We start from the raw sequence: 16,559 nt of genomic DNA, 5'->3' as shown, positions 1-16,559 counted from the left end.
AGTTCAAGTTGACGATTAGCTCTGATTGAGGGAGCTAATTTTCCTGTTCTTCTATTTGAAAATCGTTTTTGTCGATGCGCTCTTAGATTAAAAGGAAGTTGGCGGTTAATCCGTCTTCCTCTACGTCCTCTTCGCATTAAGCAGCGATTGTCCATGCGCTCTTTTACTCGTTTAAAAGGAAGTTCTAAGTGAGCCTTCCAAAGAGTAAAAAGAGAGGATTGAACGCCAATTCCAGAGAATAATTTACCCGGGTCAATACCAATGGCAATTGGTTGGGTTTTACTATCGGAAGGTTCATCGGTTAGCTGGACATAGAAAATATCTAAATCGTTGAATTTACCGATAGCTTTTCCTTCCTTAATCCACCGTCTGGCCCGACTGGGTTTGGTGGGCATTAACGGTTTTCCGTCTTTTGAGATAACAGGAACTCTTGCCATGGAGATAATCCTTAAGAGTAAAGTTAAAGTCCCTTACCGCAACACAATCAAGATGTCTTGTCTAACAACGCTTTACCAATAAAGCTGAGAGGGAATCCGAACTAGGGAAGTATTCGGAGGTCTGTGCCAGATTGTGTCTCGATGCGGTAGTCTCTACTTGCGTCGCCTAAATTGGTCTAGGCAAGCTCCGTCTCTTTTAGGGCGGGGTTAGTGACAACTATTTACTGGGAGGGTTAGAAGCGGAAGGACTGCGATCGATCACCTGATCGATTAAACCATAGTCTAGGGCTTCTTCGGCGGACATAAAGAAATCCCTTTCCGTATCCTCGGCGATGAGGTCGAGAGGTTTACCCGTATGACTAGCTAGGTGTTCATTGAGTAATTGTTTGAGATAGAGAATTTCTTTGGCCTGAATTTCGATATCGGTGGCCTGACCTTGGGCGCCGCCGAGGGGTTGGTGAATCATGATCCGCGAGTTGGGTAGGCTCATTCTTTTGCCCGGTTTGCCGGCACTGAGGAGAAAAGCCCCCATACTGGCAGCTAAACCAATACAAATGGTGCTGACATCGGGACGGATTTGATTCATGGTGTCAAAAATCCCTAATCCGGCCGAAACGGAACCACCGGGGGAGTTGATATACAAGTAAATATCTTTTTCGGGGTCTTCTGCTTCTAGAAAGAGTAATTGGGCGACGATTAGGTTAGCTAGGTCGCTGGTTACTTCTTGTCCCAAAAAGACGATTCTTTCCCGGAGTAGTCGGGAGTAGATATCGAAGGCGCGTTCGCCCCGGCCTGTGGTTTCAATAACGGTAGGAATCATTGCGCTTTCTTGTCTTGCTGCTGCGGTTAGTTTTTTGATTTTGACATACTCCCACCGTCAAGCTACGCTCTGACGGGGGATTCTTGACCTATCACTATCGGAAATTCCTTGTTCAACGAGACAGCTTAGATTCTCAATGTCTCCACTGAAAATCCAGAGGCCGGACTCTCCCAAAGCGTTTGGGTCGGTTTCTGTTTGCCCAACAGTACCGTTGAGATGATTTCCCAAATATTTCAACCCTTTTTTAAGAATATTTATTGCTGCATTATGATCCCTATCTAAGACTGTTTTACAGTTAGGACATTGATGAGTTCTATTGCTTAATGATTTTTGAACTCTCGTCCCACAAACTGAACAATCTTGGCTAGTAAAATGCGGTGGTACAGCAACACAGACAATCCGATAAATCTTGGCAAAATAATTCAACCATTCAGTGAATTGATACCAAGAAGCATCAGAAATCGACTTAGATAGCTTACGGTTTTTTACTAAGTTTCTTACCTTTAAAGCTTCATAGACTACCAGATCATTACACTGGACTAACGCCAAAGCGTCTTTAATTGCTTTGTCTTTACGTTGTCTTGATACTTTCAGGTGAAGCCTAGCTACTTTTATCCGTTGCTTGTGATAGTTTTTAGACTGTTTCTTTCCTTGACGAAATCGTTTTGATAATCTCCTTTGTGCTTTTTTCAGTCGTTTTTCTGACTTTCTTAAATAACGTGGATTCTCTACAGTATTACCTTGAGCGTCAGTATAAAACTCTTTTAACCCTAAGTCAATTCCTGTTATTTGTCCCGTTGGTTTATGGTATTCTTTCCGTTCTATGTCAATCAAAAACTGGCAATAATAACCATCAGCACGTCTAACAACTCTTACCCGTTTAATCTGTTGCTCTGAATAATAAACTAAGGTTTTTTGACTACACCATAAATCAAATTCTCCTGCTTTAAAACCATCAGTAAATCTGATTTTACGTCGATCATCTGATAGTTTGTAGCCCGTTAGTTTGTATTCAACCGAACGACTAGGTTTTTTAAATCGGGGAAACCCCTTTTTCCCTGGTATCTTAGCATGACAATTATGATAAAATCGACTAATTGATTGCCAGGCTCTATCAGCAGCCGATTGACGAGCTTGAGAGTTTAATTTCTTCACCGATGGTGTATCTTTATTGTTAGCTAGTACCGAGCAAAGTTTTTGGAGATCATTGCGGGTTGTCCCCTTATTGTCCATCCAATAACGAACACAAGAGTTACGCACAAACTGAGAAGTTTTGATAGCTTCATCAAGCCGGTGATATTGCTCTGGTGTCCCGTTTTTTAGCTTCGCTTCTACGACTAGCATTGATTAATCTTCGACCCTGAATAAATTAAGTATAACACAGTTTACCTACAAATGGTAGAATTAAAATCGTGCTTCGCAGTCAATATCCTGGTCGGATTTCATCCCCCGCAAAGGTTGATGTCTTGTCGAAAAATTTAGCGGGGGCATTCATCCGACATTTTAGGTAAGAAACTTTGAAAATATAGGATGCGTCTGATGACGCATCCAACCCTAAAAAGTGCTTTCAAAGTTAATCACAAGTTATAGAATCTTTCTGACGGGTAGAAACAAAAACCAAAAAATCAGATAAAGAGATATAGCGTTTCTCATAAAGATGAAGTGTAACCTAATGTAGTCGTGCAGAATAGAATGAGATGACTATTGAGGAGAAGACAGGTCGCGGAAAATCTGGCTGGCAATGGCTGCACTCCGGCGAATTTGTTCAATTTCGGAAAGACTTTGCCAATTTTCGGTTTCTATATTGGTTTCGCTCTGGCCATTACGCATAGTATAGGCGTAGGGACGAGCAAAAACCTGTAAATCTTCTGGAGACCATTGGGGAAAGAGATCGCTAAGACAAACAACAAGGCGATCAAGGTTGTCTAATTGACTATCAACTAGATTTTCAGCGCTTTCTACTAGACGATTTAAATGTTCGGCCGGCAATAAAGAGGCAAATTTATCAAAGATATTAGACCGGGGTGAAACGGAAACTGTCGGGAATTTTTGGTGTAAACTGTTAAAGAATCTATCAGCTTGTGCTTCGATCGCCGTCGCTTCCAGTCCTTCACACAGAGAAAAAGGCGTTTCTGTCAGGTCTAAGGGATCATGACTCTCAACAGCGGTTACATCCCAGGGATAGGTGACTTCTTCTTCGATCAGGATTGCCAGAAGTTCCGCGGTAATCTGTTCGGATAGGGATAAATGGCTCATAAATAACACTCCATATTTTAGCCTTTGTGGTGTTCAATGAGTAACTACATCTCGGTTTTGACAATTTCCGAAGCTATTAACAGACTCCTGGTGCAAGTCAGGCAGGAGGCACTCTTGCCATAGTAGCAATAATTAACCCTTTAAACAGGATTTAGTATTATTAGTGCTTGGTTAGCCAGACAAATGATCTACAGCCAAGAATATGCAGTGCGCTACTATCATGATGGTAAAGGCCTAGTTTTTCCCAATTGCGCTCGACCCAATTGGACGGAATTTCTCTATCAAGGTTTTTGTATGGCGGCTTGTTATCAAACCTCCGATACAAGTATTAATAGTACGGCGATGCGGCGACTGGTAGCAACCCAAGGGATGCTTTCCTATTTTTTATCCGTCTCGATTATTGCTATTATTTTTGGAATGATTGGTAATTGACTCTCAGCAAAAAAGATATTTTATTAAGGAAGTTATGGTTCATCAGAAAATTAATCTCGATCGCCTTAGTCCGGAAGAGGCACTAATTACCCCCACCTATGCTTCCCGGGCCCTGACTTCCGCTGTACCTAAATACGAGATTCCCGAGGGAGAAATGCCGCTGGCGGTGGCCTACAATTTAATCCGCGATGAACTCGCCCTTGATGGTAATTCTCGCCTGAATCTGGCTACTTTTGTCACCACTTGGATGGAACCGGAAGCCAAACAATTAATGGCGGAAACCTTCGATAAAAACATGATCGACAAGGATGAATACCCACAAACTGCCGAAATTGAACTGCGTTGTGTGAATATGATCGCTAGACTCTGGAATGCTCCCGAAAGCGAAGCGGCAACCGGTTGTTCTACCATTGGTTCCAGTGAAGCTGCGATGTTGGAAGGCATGGCTTTAAAATGGCAATGGCGCAAACGCCGACAAAAAGAGGGTAAACCCACCGACAAACCTAATTTAGTCATGGGCATTAATGTGCAGGTTTGTTGGCAAAAATTCTGTCGTTATTGGGAGGTATAACCGCGTTTTGTGCCGATGTAAGGGAATCGTTTTCATCTCAAGGCGACCGAGGCAATTAAACTAATTGATGAGAATACGATCGGGGTAATTGCAATTATGGGTAGTACCTTTGATGGTAGTTATGAACCCGTCCAAGAAATTAATGAGGCCCTAGAAACATTGAACAGAGAAACCGGCTGGCAAGTTCCCCTGCACGTCGATGGTGCTAGTAGTTGCAAGAATGGCTTTCAGATGTGAAAATTTCCCTCCTGTCTCAACCTAGAAGAGCTGCACCTCATCGAGGACAGTAATGCCTAAATATTACCCGAATACACACAAAAAAATCTGACTTAATCCTATGCAATTTGTACCAGTTTTCGATATTAATCAAAGATATTTAATGCTAACTACACCATCTAAAGCTAGAGGATGGATGAAAAAAATTGGGCATACCTTGCTAATATTTTTTGTAGTTTTACTACTGACTCTAACTTCCCCTCTTTTGGGAATAGCTCAAAATCCGACACAACCGGAAAATAAAATTGACGGCTTTCCAGTTATGTTAGATGGAAAAACTCTCTTTTTTATCCGGCGGGGAGTTTCTTCATTTTCGGCGGAGGAGAGAGCTAACGCTATTACCCGGAGAATTGAAAGAATTGCTCAAAATGATTCTATTCCTATTGAGAACCTGACAATTGAGCAGATTCCTGATGATAACTCACTTTATTTAAGTGTAGATCAAGAAGTGATTCTAACGGTGACGGAGCGAGATGCAAAAGCCTATCGTTCAACGCCGAAGGTTTTAGCTCAACAAGCTTTACAAAAAATTCAGGTTGCTATCGCTCAATATCGCCAAGATCGAAAACCCGAACAACTACTTAAGAACATCATTTATACGGTTATAGCCACCTTTGCTTTCTTGATTATTAGCTTTGCAGTTATCAAAATTTCAGGGAAGCTATTTCCCTTTATTAGACGTTTGATTGAATCCTTGACACCGGGCATTCAAATCGGGAATGTTGAGATTGTATCTTCCTCTAAAATCAGCTTTTTTTGGCTGCGAGTTCTTCGGATAATTCGCTTACTTGTTCTCTTTTTATTATTATTTAATTATGCAACATTTGTACTTCGTTTATTTCCCTGGACAAGAGTTTTTGGCGAGAGTATTTTAGGTTATTTTTATCAATCATTAGAATTGGTTTTATCGTCCATTGGCCAATATCTTCCCAATGCCTTTATTATTGCCATAATCATTTTTATAACCTACTACTTAATCCGGCTAATCAAGCCCTTTTTTACAGCAATAGAAAGAGGAAATCTGGTTATTCCTGGTTTTTATACTGATTGGGCTAAACCTACTTACAATCTCCTATTAGTCATAATTATTGCCTTAGCAGCAATAGTTGCTTTTCCCTATTTGCCCGGTTTTGATTCCCCTGCTTTCCGCGGTGTTTCTGTTTTTCTTGGTCTTCTTTTATCCCTTGGTTCTACCTCGGCGATCGCCAATGTTATTGGGGGAATTATTCTTATCTATACCCGTGCCTTTCGCATCGGAGATCACATTCAAGTGGGAGATGTAATTGGCGATCTAATTGAAAAAAACTTCCTAGTCATTCGCATTTGCACTCCCACTAATAAAATCATTACTATTCCTAACTCATCTTTATTAAGTAGTAATGTGATTAACTTTAGTATTTCCTCGCGGGAATTAAACAGAAATCTAATTATTCAGACAACGATTACCCTAGGGTACGATCTGCCTTGGCGAAAAGCCCACAAAACCTTAATTGAAGCTGCTCTAGAAACTGAGCATATTCTCAAAGAACCCGCACCTTTTGTCCTGCAAACTAGCCTAGATAATTTTTACATCAGTTATCAATTAAACGCTTACACTAACCAACCCAATTTGATGGTAATAATTTATTCAGAACTCCATCAAAATATTCAAGACAAGTGTAATGAAGCTGGGATTGAGATTCTCTCTCCCAGTTACACCTCCCTACGAGATGGAAATACAACAACCATTCCCGAAAATTATTTACCTTCCGATTATGTTGCGCCTCCCTTTCGTGTTCAATCTTCAGACAATCAAGAAAACAACACATTTTGACACCAAATCCGTTTTTAAGCGCTTACTGTTGGCGGATTATTAATATAATGTTAATTGGGGCTTGATGGATAATGGTAAAACCCTTTTAAAATAAGGCTTTTGACCTGTTAAAGTCCGATGTTAGTGCAAGAAAATAGGATTGGGACTTTCAAAAACCTTGCATTATCCTTTTTATAGTACATCACTTAGTACAGAAAACAAGGGCAACAAAGCCTGAAACGACCGGCTCCTGACTCCTGACTCCTGACTCCTGCCCCCAGGAAAAACTTTTTCAGCAGACCCTAATTGAGCTTAGAAGGAGATAAATCGATGACGGCATCCTATGAGCAGGACTTTCGACTTTGGGATTTGAGTCTTCACCCCGACATTTGAGATAAAATGCCTCTTAAGCTTAACTACTATAAGAATTCATCTTTCTATCGTATTGAGGACGACAGGGACTGCCCCAAGCGACCTTTTGAGCGGGAATATCAGCAAATACGCTACTTCTTGCCCCAATAACAACATTAGAGCCAATTTTTACCCCCGGAGCCAAAAAACAATCGGCCGCAATCCATGTACCATTACCAATGAGGATGGGAGTGGTTTTTAAGCTGAAAGAGCGATCGCAGGGATCGTGACTGCCAGTGCAAAGATAACATTTTTGAGAAATCACACAATGACTGCCGATGGTAACGTTATCTAAACTATAAATCACCACATCATCGCCGATCCAAGTATAATCGCCGATCGCCACTTTCCAAGGATAAGTAACCCTTGCCGTCGGGCGAATTTTCACCCCAAGGCCGATTTTAGCCCCGAATAGTCGCAAAATAGCGCAGCGAAAGCTGTCCATTTGGTGCAAACTGAGGGGAAAAAGAATTCCCTGTACTAACCACCAAAGTAGGATAATCGGATGAGAACGACCGCGCTCAAACCAAGATTGATCGTAGGTACGCAGATCTAGCCACGCTTCCTCATCGGTGCGGATTTCTGGGGACATAGGACTTATTTAATCATTTCCGCGGGTTGAGGTTCCGAGGGTTTAACCGGGGGATTAGCATGGGCATTAACGTTTAATTTACCGCCAAATTGCCGTAATTCGTACAATTTAACCCCTATTTGGTATTCGTACTGACTCAAAAGACGACCGTAGATATAACCAGCTTTGCCATCCAAGAAACCGAGACGGATAACATAAAAGAGAATAAAGCGCAGCAGCGGTTTAAAGGGCAATTTTACCCAAATTTTCTTTAAAAAACGTTTTCTCTGCACCGCATCACCGAACAGGTTCGCTCCGATCGTGCCGCTTTCGTCATTACCCGTGAGAATATTGTAATAAACTCGCGCCTCCCAGTTGGAATAACGATTATGTCTTTCTAACCAATGATAGATATCGCGGAAATCGATGTGCAGCATATCATTTTTCAGATATCCCACCTTGCCATCGAGGATAACGTGTTCGTGAACCTCGTTATCTCCCGTGTTGGGGATATCTTCCGTGTTTAAATTCTCGTATCTGCCCGACTTATGTTTAAATAAGCGCAGATTCCAGTCGGGATACTTGCCACCATAACGAATCCATTGTCCGAGGAAGAAGACGCGACGATTGAGATAATAACCGTTATAGTTGGGATCTTGGATCACGCTGGCGATTTCGTCCCATAGTTCGGGGGTGATTCTCTCATCACAATCGACGATTAATACCCATTCATTGCGAAAAGGCAGATTATCGAGGGACCAGTTTTTCTTTTTCGGCCAACGACCATTAAAATAAAATTGGACTACATTAGCCCCATAGTTTGTAGATATTTTGATCGAGCGATCGCTACTTTGGGAATCGACGACAAACACTTCATCAGCCCTAGCAACACTCTCTAAACAGGCGGGAAGGTTAGATTCCTCGTTTTTGGCGGGAATCAACACCGAAACGGGAATTTTTTCTGATTGACTAAACATTGGTACACTGTGGCTAGGTAGAGTGTTCGCATCTTTCCTTAAAACCCTTAGTCACTCTGAAAGCGAGAACTAGGACCTAAGATTTTTCTTGATCTTACTATACCTTATTTGGTTTTTTACCTAAAAATGTCGGCTTGAACCCAAGACAGAGACTCCTAGAGACTTGCATATTCTCCCAGAAAATAGTGAAAAATTTGATCGCTAATTTCTAACTGCGAAATAGACGACTATACTGGGTTTCGTGGTTCATACTGGCAAAACTTAGCCCCCAACTCCAACTGCTCAGGTTTTCATCGGCTAAACTGATAATATCTGCTGTTGCTGTTAATAAACTGGGCTGTAAACCGATCAGAAGGGATTGTCCTAGGGTTTGCCCTAGGGGAATTAAACGCAATCCTGCATTGATTAAATTACTTGCCCAACTGTGTAAATAGCCTAAAACCGCTAATTCTTCGCCAATTTGCCAATGACTTGCCCCGATCGCAAAAGCGGTGGCATAATTAGCCTGTTCTGGTAGATTATCTCTGGCCGGCGCTAACTCCCGCAATAAGTTTAACAGCGATCGCCCCATTTGCCAGCTTTGCTGTCTTAATTCGGCTGTTTCTCGCGTTGCCGATAACCAATTGTCCCAATAATTAAGTTTTGTAAAATCCTCTTGACAAAAACAACGATATACCCTTACCAAAACAGCCGTTTCTAAGCGAATCGAGCCTTGACAAAGCGATCGCTCTAACCAATCATTTAAGCTGGCACTATTGGAGATAATCCCCTTTTCGACGAGGGTTTCTAGCCCTTCGGAATAACTATAGGCCCCCACGGGTAAAATGGGACTAGCCAATTGTAATAAACACAAAAGTTCTTTTTGAGCGAGCATAGAAAACCGAGAAAATTGTCCTTAACACAATTAGGGAAATACTTGGCGCTTCGGTATGTAGATCGGTAGAAAGCGGCACTCTGTGAATTATACCGTGATTAATAGCCACAATTATAAACTACTATACTTATGTCCTCACGAGAACAGCATTTTCTGAAAATAAATCTTGTCGTTCTCCTCTTGATTTTAGCTTTGATTGCTGGGGTTGATCGGGCAGAATTACCCTCTAGTCTTTTATTTTATCCCCCCGCTACTCCGCCAAGTCCGATCGCTGGTTTATTAACCCATTCTTTTCAATTGCTTTGTTGTCTGCCCCCGATTGTTTGCCTTTTTAGTTATACTTTGTTGTCCCGCAAGACAAGTTTCAATAATTCTGACAATTTTTTACTTTTTTCTGGCATAATAACGGGACTTTTTGCCATCAATGAAATCTTCAGAATTCATATCATTCTCCTCTATTTTAATATTCCCAAATTCTTGACTATCTCTGTTTATGCCCTCGCAATTCTGATTTATGGTTTAGCATTTTGGCGGCGAATAAGACAAACTTATTACCAAATTTTAATCATCGCTTTAGCACTTTTAACTTTGGCGATCGCTATCGATTTTCTCCAGATTAAAAATCAAGGTTTTGCTAGTCTAAGTGAAGGAATTCCTAAACTGTTAAGTGCTGTGAATCTAGCTGGCTATTTTTGGGATGTATGTTTTCAAGAAATTTCCGCCCAGATCAAATCCCAATAAATTATCCATTCATCTGTTTAACCAGATGTAAAATTTCGGGAAGAATCAGTTTTTCTAGGGCTAATTTAACGGCATTAGTGGAACCGGGGAGAGAAAAGACTAATAAGTTTTGATAAACCCCAGCTATTGCCCTTGATGCCATGGCACGGGAGCCAATTTCCTGATAGCTGAGATAACGAAATAATTCGCCAAAACCGGGCAAAGTAATCCTTAATAAAGGTACTAAAGCATCGTATGTATTGTCTCTGGGAGCAATACCCGTACCCCCATTGAGAATTAAGACTTTTATCTGATTTTGATTACTAATCTCTGGTAAGATTGCTTGAATTTGTAAGGGTTGATCGGGGATAATTAAGTATAGGCCAATATCATGACCCGATCGAGTTAGTAACTCTTGAATTATTTGGCCACTCCTATCCGTCTCTGGGGTACGAGTATCGCTCACCGTGACTACGGCACAGGTAAGGTTAAGGGGGGCGGTGTCGGGATGGGGAATAAAGGTCATAATTAGCGATCAGCTGAGAGTTGGAGAAAAACAAGTATTGAGAACAAATGTATGCACTAAGTAGCCAGTGCAGTCAACCGAGAATAAAAAACTTAACTTTTGCAAGTATTGCCGATTTTTGCCATTTTTTGGAACCTTTTCGCCGGTAATGATGACAAGGTAAAAGGAGCTTCTAGAGAACAGATTATCCCAAAATAACAAAATCGAGATTATCATCTAATTGGTATAGATTATGACTGGAATTATGAGTCAACTCAGTCCCCTACAAGCCGAACAAATCAAGGAAATCGGGACTTATTTACGTCAAAAACGAGAAGAAAGCGGCCTGAGCATAGACGATATCGCCGCCCTGACGATGATTAGAGTACCAATGCTAGAAGCGTTGGAAACGGGGAATTGGCAGAAATTACCAGAATTAATTTATGTCAAGGGATTTATCAAACGCTACGGTGATGCTCTAAAAATTGATGGTAAAGCTTTAGCCGATCGCTTGTCTCCTAGTGCGGAACAATTAGCTCAAGAGGTAACTATCCCGAAAACACTGCCCACAAAAGTTACCCCTCTCCCCAAGGCTGAACCCGCTGCCCCAAAAGTGGAACCGGTGAAACCAGAAAAACCAGCCCCGGAAACTGGCCCCCAACCGGCTAAATCAACCTTTTTCGGGATGTATCTCTGGCTAGGCTTGCTGGCGGGTATATTTTGCGGTATTGGCTATCTTTTCCTCCGTCCCCCTCTCTCTAACCCCCCTGCCGTTACTCCCTCTCCTTCCCCCGTGGTTTCCCCCGCGCCGGTAGTCCCTCCCGCACCGATAGCCTCTCCTTCCCCTTCTCCTCAGTCAAAAGTTCCCCTCTCAGCCCAGGTAACTATTGAACAGGCCGCTTGGGTAAGGGTAATTGCCGATGGCAAAAAAGTCCATGAAGGCAATCTCCAACCCGGGACTAAACAAACTTGGACAGCCCAAAAGAGTTTAAATATTCGATCGGGCAATGCTGGCGGTGTTAAAATCTCTCTTAACCAAAAACCTGCCCAATTAATGGGTAAAGCTGGTCAAATTGGCGAAATCACCCTAACTGCACCCCCTCAGTAGGATTGGGTGTGGGGTGTGGGAAGATGGGGTGATGGGGTGATGGGGTGTTGGGAAGAATAAAAAAAATAATCTCCTGACTCCCGACTCCTGATAACTGATCACTGATAACTGATTAGGCTGCATCATCCCAGATGGGGGTAAGGGTTTGATAATCGTAGCGGGAAGCGTTAGGATGACAGCTGACACAGGTGGTATGACCGAGAGGAGTGGGTAAATTGACCCTAGGATGCAAAACCTTTACATAGGTGGACTGTTCAATTAGGAGGGGAACAAAAGTAGTCTGGGTAAGAGGGCGGGAAGAATAACTGAGATAATCCCAGATAAGACGCTGAGTAATGCCAACAATTGGTTTTAAACGGATACCATAGTGAGAATCCGGATTTTCTAGGATTTTTTTCCAAGTTTGACTGGGTAGGATGCTCGGAGGAATGGCAATATGGCAAGTGGCACAATTTTCTAGATAGGTTTGCTGTCCAATTTGATAACGATTCAGCACTGTATCCGAGGAAGGGGATTGGGCGATCGCTGGTTGTTTAAGTAGCGAAGCCAGTAGAATACCCCCTAGAATACTGAGGAGAAAGAGGATCAGAAAAAAAATCGATTTCACTTGACCGCTGGAAGGCATGACTGGGATGACGAGTAATTGAACACAATTGTGACACTCTCGCCATCACAATGCCAAGCTGTGTGATGGGAGATTCTTGCTTCACAGAAACCTGCTTTTTGAGACGAATCCCAACGAGTCTTACAGTCTCTCCACAAGCTTAAACTCCTGACTGCCCATCAGTATTTGGGAGCTTCTGGTTTATGTGTGGAAACGAGGTCTATACTGATATTTTCTAGTTTCTTCCGCGGCCCGACTGAGCATCGCCGAACGTTAAAATAGCCCTAAAAGTCTTGCTTGATAGGTATTTCACGGTTTCATAAGCAAAAATTATAACACAAAGTCGAGAAGAGCCTCTTAACTTTTTTTGTATCAAAATTACTTGAACGGGAGCATTAAAAGGGGAGAATTAATCCCCCCCCATCAATTTAGACAAAGAAACTATTGACTGGAATAGGGCCGAGCGCCGGTAAACTACCCGTTAACCCGGTGAGATTAATCACCAAATCATTAGCACTTTGGAAACCCCCCGTACCGTCGTTGATAATTAGGTAAGTGGTAGTAGTATTAGCAACCCGCACTAAAGCAGCACTGTTCATCCCGATAGCTTGATTTCCGGCTGTTGCGCCATTAGCATCGGTAAAGACGTTAGTAACAATGGTGTTAATATTGGTCGTGGTGCTATCTGTTGCCCGGGTAAAAGCGACCGGGGCATTAATGGCCCCACCAAATTGACAAGGCATTACCCGTGCCATTAACATTACCAGTACCAGTGAGGACGAGATTTTCCACGTTGTCAGAAAGGGTATAGGAAATGGAAACTCGCAGTGAAACACCTCGTGAAACTTGGCTGCAACCGATTGTCGCTCTTCTGGGAGAAGGGGAATTCGCCGAGGCTTATGCTTTGGCTGCATACTTTCCTAACACTCGCAATAGGCAACTCGTACAACTTGCTGCATTGTTGGGACAAAATAAGTTTAGTGAAGCTGATACTCTCTTAAAGAAATTTGCTGCTGAAACTCAAAGCCTTGTAGCTGATTTTGCAACTATTCTGAGCCAAGTCGATTTGGACCTCCTTGAGACAGCTTATAAAGCTATTGAGGCTCGATATTTCCAGTTGGCTGATTTCTGTATTCAATTTCAACTGCTGACTCATCCAGAAACAAGCTTATCAGTAATCGGTGAGGGACTAAGGCTAAGAAAAACTGAATTTGTTCAAGACATAAACTCATATGTAAAGGTGGAACCGACGGTTAAGGTTCCACCCGACAAATTGGCAGGTGGAGAAGCGGATTTAAACAGAAAATATATCGGCAACCCGGGTTATTTTAACTCGAATAACGGGAGTATTAACGAGCGTGGGGAGTTTATTCGGCCGCCTTGCTCTGAGCAGCCTAAACCCCTTCCGTCGTCTAATAGCGTAACAATTCAACGCCACACTCGAATCGAATTCCCATCAGGATGTGTTCTTGAACAAAAAGTTGATTTAAAGATTCAGCTAACTCAAGAGATTCCAAAATTTACTCGTGTTCCAGAAAAAATTTGGCTTACAGTAGGACTTAATACTAAGCAAGTTAAACTAAATGTCAAGGTTACTGCTCCAGCATTTGCCATAAGACCTTATCAGCAGCAGTTGACTGTTCCAGTTAAAGGCGATTCCAACGAAGTGATTTTTACCCTTGTTCCTCTTGAAAGAGGTGAGCAAGTTATTGAGATTGAGTTTTTCAGAGGAGCAACAAGAGTTGGGTATGTAATCGTTCAAACTAACGTAACTTTCTCATCATATCATGAAATATCGCCAAAAGTTTTATCAATGGAAGACCCAATTGATGGTCTCAAAAACTTAGAAAGTATGACGGTTAATCCCGATAAACATACACTTAATGTTACTTGGATTGAGAGAGAAAGTAAATTACTCTATACTATCTTCCCTGCCAATCGCTTAGGCGAGTGGGAGAAAACAATTCCTAATATTCAGCAACAAATTGAAGATGATTTGCGAAGTTTGAATGCTTTCCTGACAGAAGTAGTGCAACAAGGAAACCCCTCTGATGAGCGTTGGGAGAGTATCTGTTTCAATCTTCAGAGTGTTGGCGCTAACTTGTTCGAGATGTTAATTCCCTCTGAAGTGGCCAAACAAATGGGAACTTGGAAGATTGGTTCTCCTGTCATTATCTCCACTAATGAACAGTGGATTCCTTGGGAATTAATGTACGACGGCGAAGATTTTTGGGGAAAGAAGTTTATTATTGCTCGCTCTCCTCGCCTCAGCGATAGTCAAGATTTACCAAAAAGAAATAGACCTGAAAGTAAGGGAAAAAGACAAATCAAGCGGATTGTCAATATTGTCGGTGGAGATGTACCTTCCTCGGAAGCAGAGCGAGCTACCCATCTATTCTCTAATCTTCTCCCCCCGGAAGCGGTACAATTGTTAGCTAAACAGCCAATTTCGTCCCTTGTAAAAGCTATTCCAGGCACAGATGCGCTTCATTTTACCTGTCACGGACATTTAGAACCGCACCTACTCCAAATTGCTGGCGATAAGAACAAAACTCGGATTGAAAACTTGCTCCCTGAAACCATCCAAAGGCTACCCCTTGAGCCGGGTAGTCTTGTGTTTGCTAACGCCTGTGCTTCAACCGTTCCCGTGTTAACCTTTGGAAAATTTAGCAGTTTTGGCTGGAAATTTTATCAGCGTGGTGCAGATGCTTTCATTGGAACTTTAGGAGCCGTACCAGTGAAATATGCCGTCAACTTTGCCGAAATTGTTTACCGTGAATTATTCAACCCAGATGAGAAAATTACTATCGGACAGGCTGTAGCCAAAGCCAAAGAAGTTGCAGCCAACGAAAGAAACTTATTCTGGCTACTGTATTGTATTTATGGCGATCCAGATTTCTCGATTGTACAGCAAAAAAATTCCAAGGAGGAAGACCATGCCAATTAAAGTATATGCCACAGCCGTCGATCCAGCTTCAGTTAGTAGCTTACAAACTGAGGATGAGGAAATCCTGACTACTTTGGGACCACAAGAGGAAACCGTCGCAGTTCAGTTGCAAGAACTCTTTGAATCTGTGATGGAAGCTCTTTCAAGCAAGGTAGATGTAGAAAGTCAGTTGACTGTTGAAATTAATGGTTCAGTCAGCCTAAAGGCGCAGGGAGGACTCAAATATCTGTTTTTCAACATTGGAGCAGAAACAGCCAATACAAACACGATGAAAGTTACCCTATCTACAACTTTGCAGCCAAAAATACAGAAAACGAAGTAAATGTCCACCATTAAAACAAAAAGCCAGAGGTCGGTATCCGGTCTCTCAAAGAAAACGGGTTTCTCAAAGAGTTTCTCAAAGAAAACCGTTTTCTAGATATTGATTTTTGCCAAAGACTGCTTAAATTCTGCGAGAGAATTAGCAGTAGCTGCTAATTTAACAATCTCTTGTAATGTAGATAGTACCGAAACTTTATTCAGGTATTGTTCCACATCTAAAGGAACTTCACCTAAGCGAGCTTGCAAAACTGTTTTGACAAAATCACGAGCATTTTCTAACGCTCCAATTTCCTTACCGATTTCCTTACCGCGTTCTATCCCTCGTAACTCCCCAATTTCCTTACCGATTTCCTTACCGCGTTCGATTCCTCGTAACTCCATATTACTCATTAAAGGCATGGTTCTTTCCTCCTCAAATTGTTTGATTTTACTTTCTAAACTTGACTGTAATTCAGCGGATAAAGTCATCATATTGTCGATGATTTCAAACAGTTTACTAAGTAAGGTAGGTATTACCCACACTACTTATTTATGATGATACTAAAAGACTTCCTACACTCCTCAAAAGAATTTACTATAAGTGCGGCTTTTAACATCTCTTCTAAAACCGAAATAACTGAAGCATCATTGAGACATTGTCCAATATCTACAGGGATATCGCCTAGTCGGTTTTCCAAAACTTTTTTCACAAAATCACGAGCATTTTCTAACGCTCCAATTTCCTTACCGCGTTCTATTCCTCGTAACTCCCCAATTTCCTCACCAATTTTCCTTCCTCGTAACTCCATATTACTTATTAAAGGCATGGTTCTTTCCTCCTCAAATTGTTTAATTTTACTTTCTAAACTTGACTGTAATTCAGGGGATAAAGTCATCATATTGTCGATGATTTCAAACAGTTTAATTATCTGTTCTCTCTCGAATTCCTTTTCATATA

Annotated in this window: 15 protein-coding genes and 4 pseudogenes; 7 read left to right on the top strand and 12 right to left on the bottom strand. The window is 41.8% G+C overall.

The genetic code is table 11. From position 1 onward, the window contains the following. From O9300_RS15710 to O9300_RS15695, 4 genes are all read right to left on the bottom strand, one after another. On the bottom strand, window positions 1-437 hold a 437-nt coding region (locus O9300_RS15710), incomplete at its 3' end, for an RRXRR domain-containing protein (RefSeq protein ID WP_287972658.1). A 217-nt stretch (window positions 438-654) separates the two neighbouring features. Beyond that, on the bottom strand, window positions 655-1,296 hold the full coding sequence (clpP, locus tag O9300_RS15705; protein WP_223210720.1) for an ATP-dependent Clp endopeptidase proteolytic subunit ClpP: 642 nt from the start codon (window positions 1,294-1,296) through the stop codon (window positions 655-657). Between the two features lie 18 nt (window positions 1,297-1,314). After that, window positions 1,315-2,601 carry an RNA-guided endonuclease InsQ/TnpB family protein gene (locus O9300_RS15700; protein ID WP_287972657.1) on the bottom strand — a complete coding sequence of 429 codons (1,287 nt, stop codon included), beginning with the start codon at window positions 2,599-2,601 and terminating at the stop codon, window positions 1,315-1,317. 357 nt (window positions 2,602-2,958) lie between these two features. Next, window positions 2,959-3,513, bottom strand: a complete 555-nt coding sequence (locus O9300_RS15695) for a hypothetical protein (protein ID WP_190721230.1) — start codon at window positions 3,511-3,513, stop codon at window positions 2,959-2,961. Between the two features lie 156 nt (window positions 3,514-3,669). On the opposite strand from O9300_RS15695, the gene O9300_RS15690 reads away from it, so the two are divergent. The 3 genes and pseudogenes from O9300_RS15690 to O9300_RS15680 all read left to right on the top strand — a co-directional run bounded on the left by O9300_RS15690 (window position 3,670) and on the right by O9300_RS15680 (window position 6,605). After that, window positions 3,670-3,945: a DUF1345 domain-containing protein gene (locus O9300_RS15690; protein ID WP_353851565.1), complete on the top strand. Its 276-nt coding sequence runs from the start codon at window positions 3,670-3,672 to the stop codon at window positions 3,943-3,945. A 34-nt stretch (window positions 3,946-3,979) separates the two neighbouring features. Continuing rightward, window positions 3,980-4,753, top strand: a pseudogene (locus tag O9300_RS15685) (pyridoxal-dependent decarboxylase). A 100-nt stretch (window positions 4,754-4,853) separates the two neighbouring features. Further along, window positions 4,854-6,605 (top strand): mechanosensitive ion channel family protein, encoded by a 1,752-nt coding sequence (locus tag O9300_RS15680; protein ID WP_287972655.1) that lies wholly within the window; start codon window positions 4,854-4,856, stop codon window positions 6,603-6,605. A 391-nt stretch (window positions 6,606-6,996) separates the two neighbouring features. On the opposite strand, the gene hpsU is transcribed toward O9300_RS15680, so the two are convergent. From hpsU to O9300_RS15665, 3 genes are all read right to left on the bottom strand, one after another. Next, window positions 6,997-7,587 (bottom strand): hormogonium polysaccharide biosynthesis acetyltransferase HpsU, encoded by a 591-nt coding sequence (gene hpsU / locus O9300_RS15675; protein ID WP_004162948.1) that lies wholly within the window; start codon window positions 7,585-7,587, stop codon window positions 6,997-6,999. 5 nt (window positions 7,588-7,592) lie between these two features. Beyond that, complete coding sequence (locus tag O9300_RS15670; RefSeq protein WP_287972653.1) at window positions 7,593-8,543, bottom strand: glycosyltransferase family 2 protein; 951 nt, start codon at window positions 8,541-8,543, stop codon at window positions 7,593-7,595. Window positions 8,544-8,751: 208 nt separating this feature from the next. Continuing rightward, entirely contained in the window at window positions 8,752-9,417 is a 666-nt protein-coding gene (locus O9300_RS15665; RefSeq protein WP_287733515.1) for an urease accessory protein UreF, read from the bottom strand. Window positions 9,418-9,546: 129 nt separating this feature from the next. On the opposite strand from O9300_RS15665, the gene O9300_RS15660 reads away from it, so the two are divergent. Next, a complete protein-coding gene (locus O9300_RS15660) occupies window positions 9,547-10,158 on the top strand; it encodes a DUF8692 domain-containing protein (RefSeq protein ID WP_287972632.1) in 612 nt (203 codons plus the stop codon). Between the two features lies 1 nt (window position 10,159). Here O9300_RS15660 and O9300_RS15655 read toward each other — a convergent pair whose 3' ends face one another. Then, window positions 10,160-10,663, bottom strand: coding sequence for a MogA/MoaB family molybdenum cofactor biosynthesis protein (locus O9300_RS15655; protein ID WP_079207582.1), 504 nt, complete (start codon window positions 10,661-10,663; stop codon window positions 10,160-10,162). Window positions 10,664-10,895: 232 nt separating this feature from the next. Here O9300_RS15655 and O9300_RS15650 point away from each other — a divergent pair, with 232 nt between their 5' ends. Next, the gene (locus tag O9300_RS15650) at window positions 10,896-11,750 is read left to right on the top strand and encodes a helix-turn-helix domain-containing protein (RefSeq protein ID WP_287972630.1); all 855 of its coding nucleotides are present in this window, start codon (window positions 10,896-10,898) and stop codon (window positions 11,748-11,750) included. A gap of 112 nt (window positions 11,751-11,862) precedes the next feature. Here the strand turns inward: O9300_RS15650 and O9300_RS15645 are convergent, their stop codons facing one another. Next, a complete protein-coding gene (locus O9300_RS15645; RefSeq protein ID WP_287972628.1) occupies window positions 11,863-12,375 on the bottom strand; it encodes a dihem cytochrome c family protein in 513 nt (170 codons plus the stop codon). A gap of 407 nt (window positions 12,376-12,782) precedes the next feature. Continuing rightward, a pseudogene (locus O9300_RS15640) lies at window positions 12,783-13,185 on the bottom strand (bluetail domain-containing putative surface protein); the annotation flags it as partial. Between O9300_RS15640 and O9300_RS15635 the strand changes: the two are divergent. Together O9300_RS15635 and O9300_RS15630 are read left to right on the top strand one after the other, a co-directional pair. Then, entirely contained in the window at window positions 13,169-15,301 is a 2,133-nt protein-coding gene (locus tag O9300_RS15635) for a CHAT domain-containing protein (RefSeq protein ID WP_287972627.1), read from the top strand. The pseudogene O9300_RS15640 and the gene O9300_RS15635 overlap by 17 nt on opposite strands. Then, window positions 15,291-15,623: a hypothetical protein gene (locus O9300_RS15630; RefSeq protein ID WP_004268142.1), complete on the top strand. Its 333-nt coding sequence runs from the start codon at window positions 15,291-15,293 to the stop codon at window positions 15,621-15,623. The genes O9300_RS15635 and O9300_RS15630 overlap by 11 nt, the downstream gene beginning before the upstream one ends. A gap of 92 nt (window positions 15,624-15,715) precedes the next feature. Here O9300_RS15630 and O9300_RS15625 read toward each other — a convergent pair. Both O9300_RS15625 and O9300_RS15620 read right to left on the bottom strand, forming a co-directional pair. Further along, window positions 15,716-16,117 (bottom strand): annotated as a pseudogene (locus O9300_RS15625) (hypothetical protein); the annotation flags it as partial. Window positions 16,118-16,143: 26 nt separating this feature from the next. Continuing rightward, a pseudogene (locus tag O9300_RS15620) lies at window positions 16,144-16,559 on the bottom strand (hypothetical protein); the annotation flags it as partial.

This window comes from Microcystis sp. LE19-195.1E (assembly GCF_027532095.1).
In the GTDB taxonomy this organism is placed as follows: Bacteria; Cyanobacteriota; Cyanobacteriia; order Cyanobacteriales; family Microcystaceae; genus Microcystis; species Microcystis aeruginosa.
The sequence above is the reverse complement of the archived record's forward strand: the minus strand, read 5'-3'. Positions and strand labels throughout refer to the sequence as shown.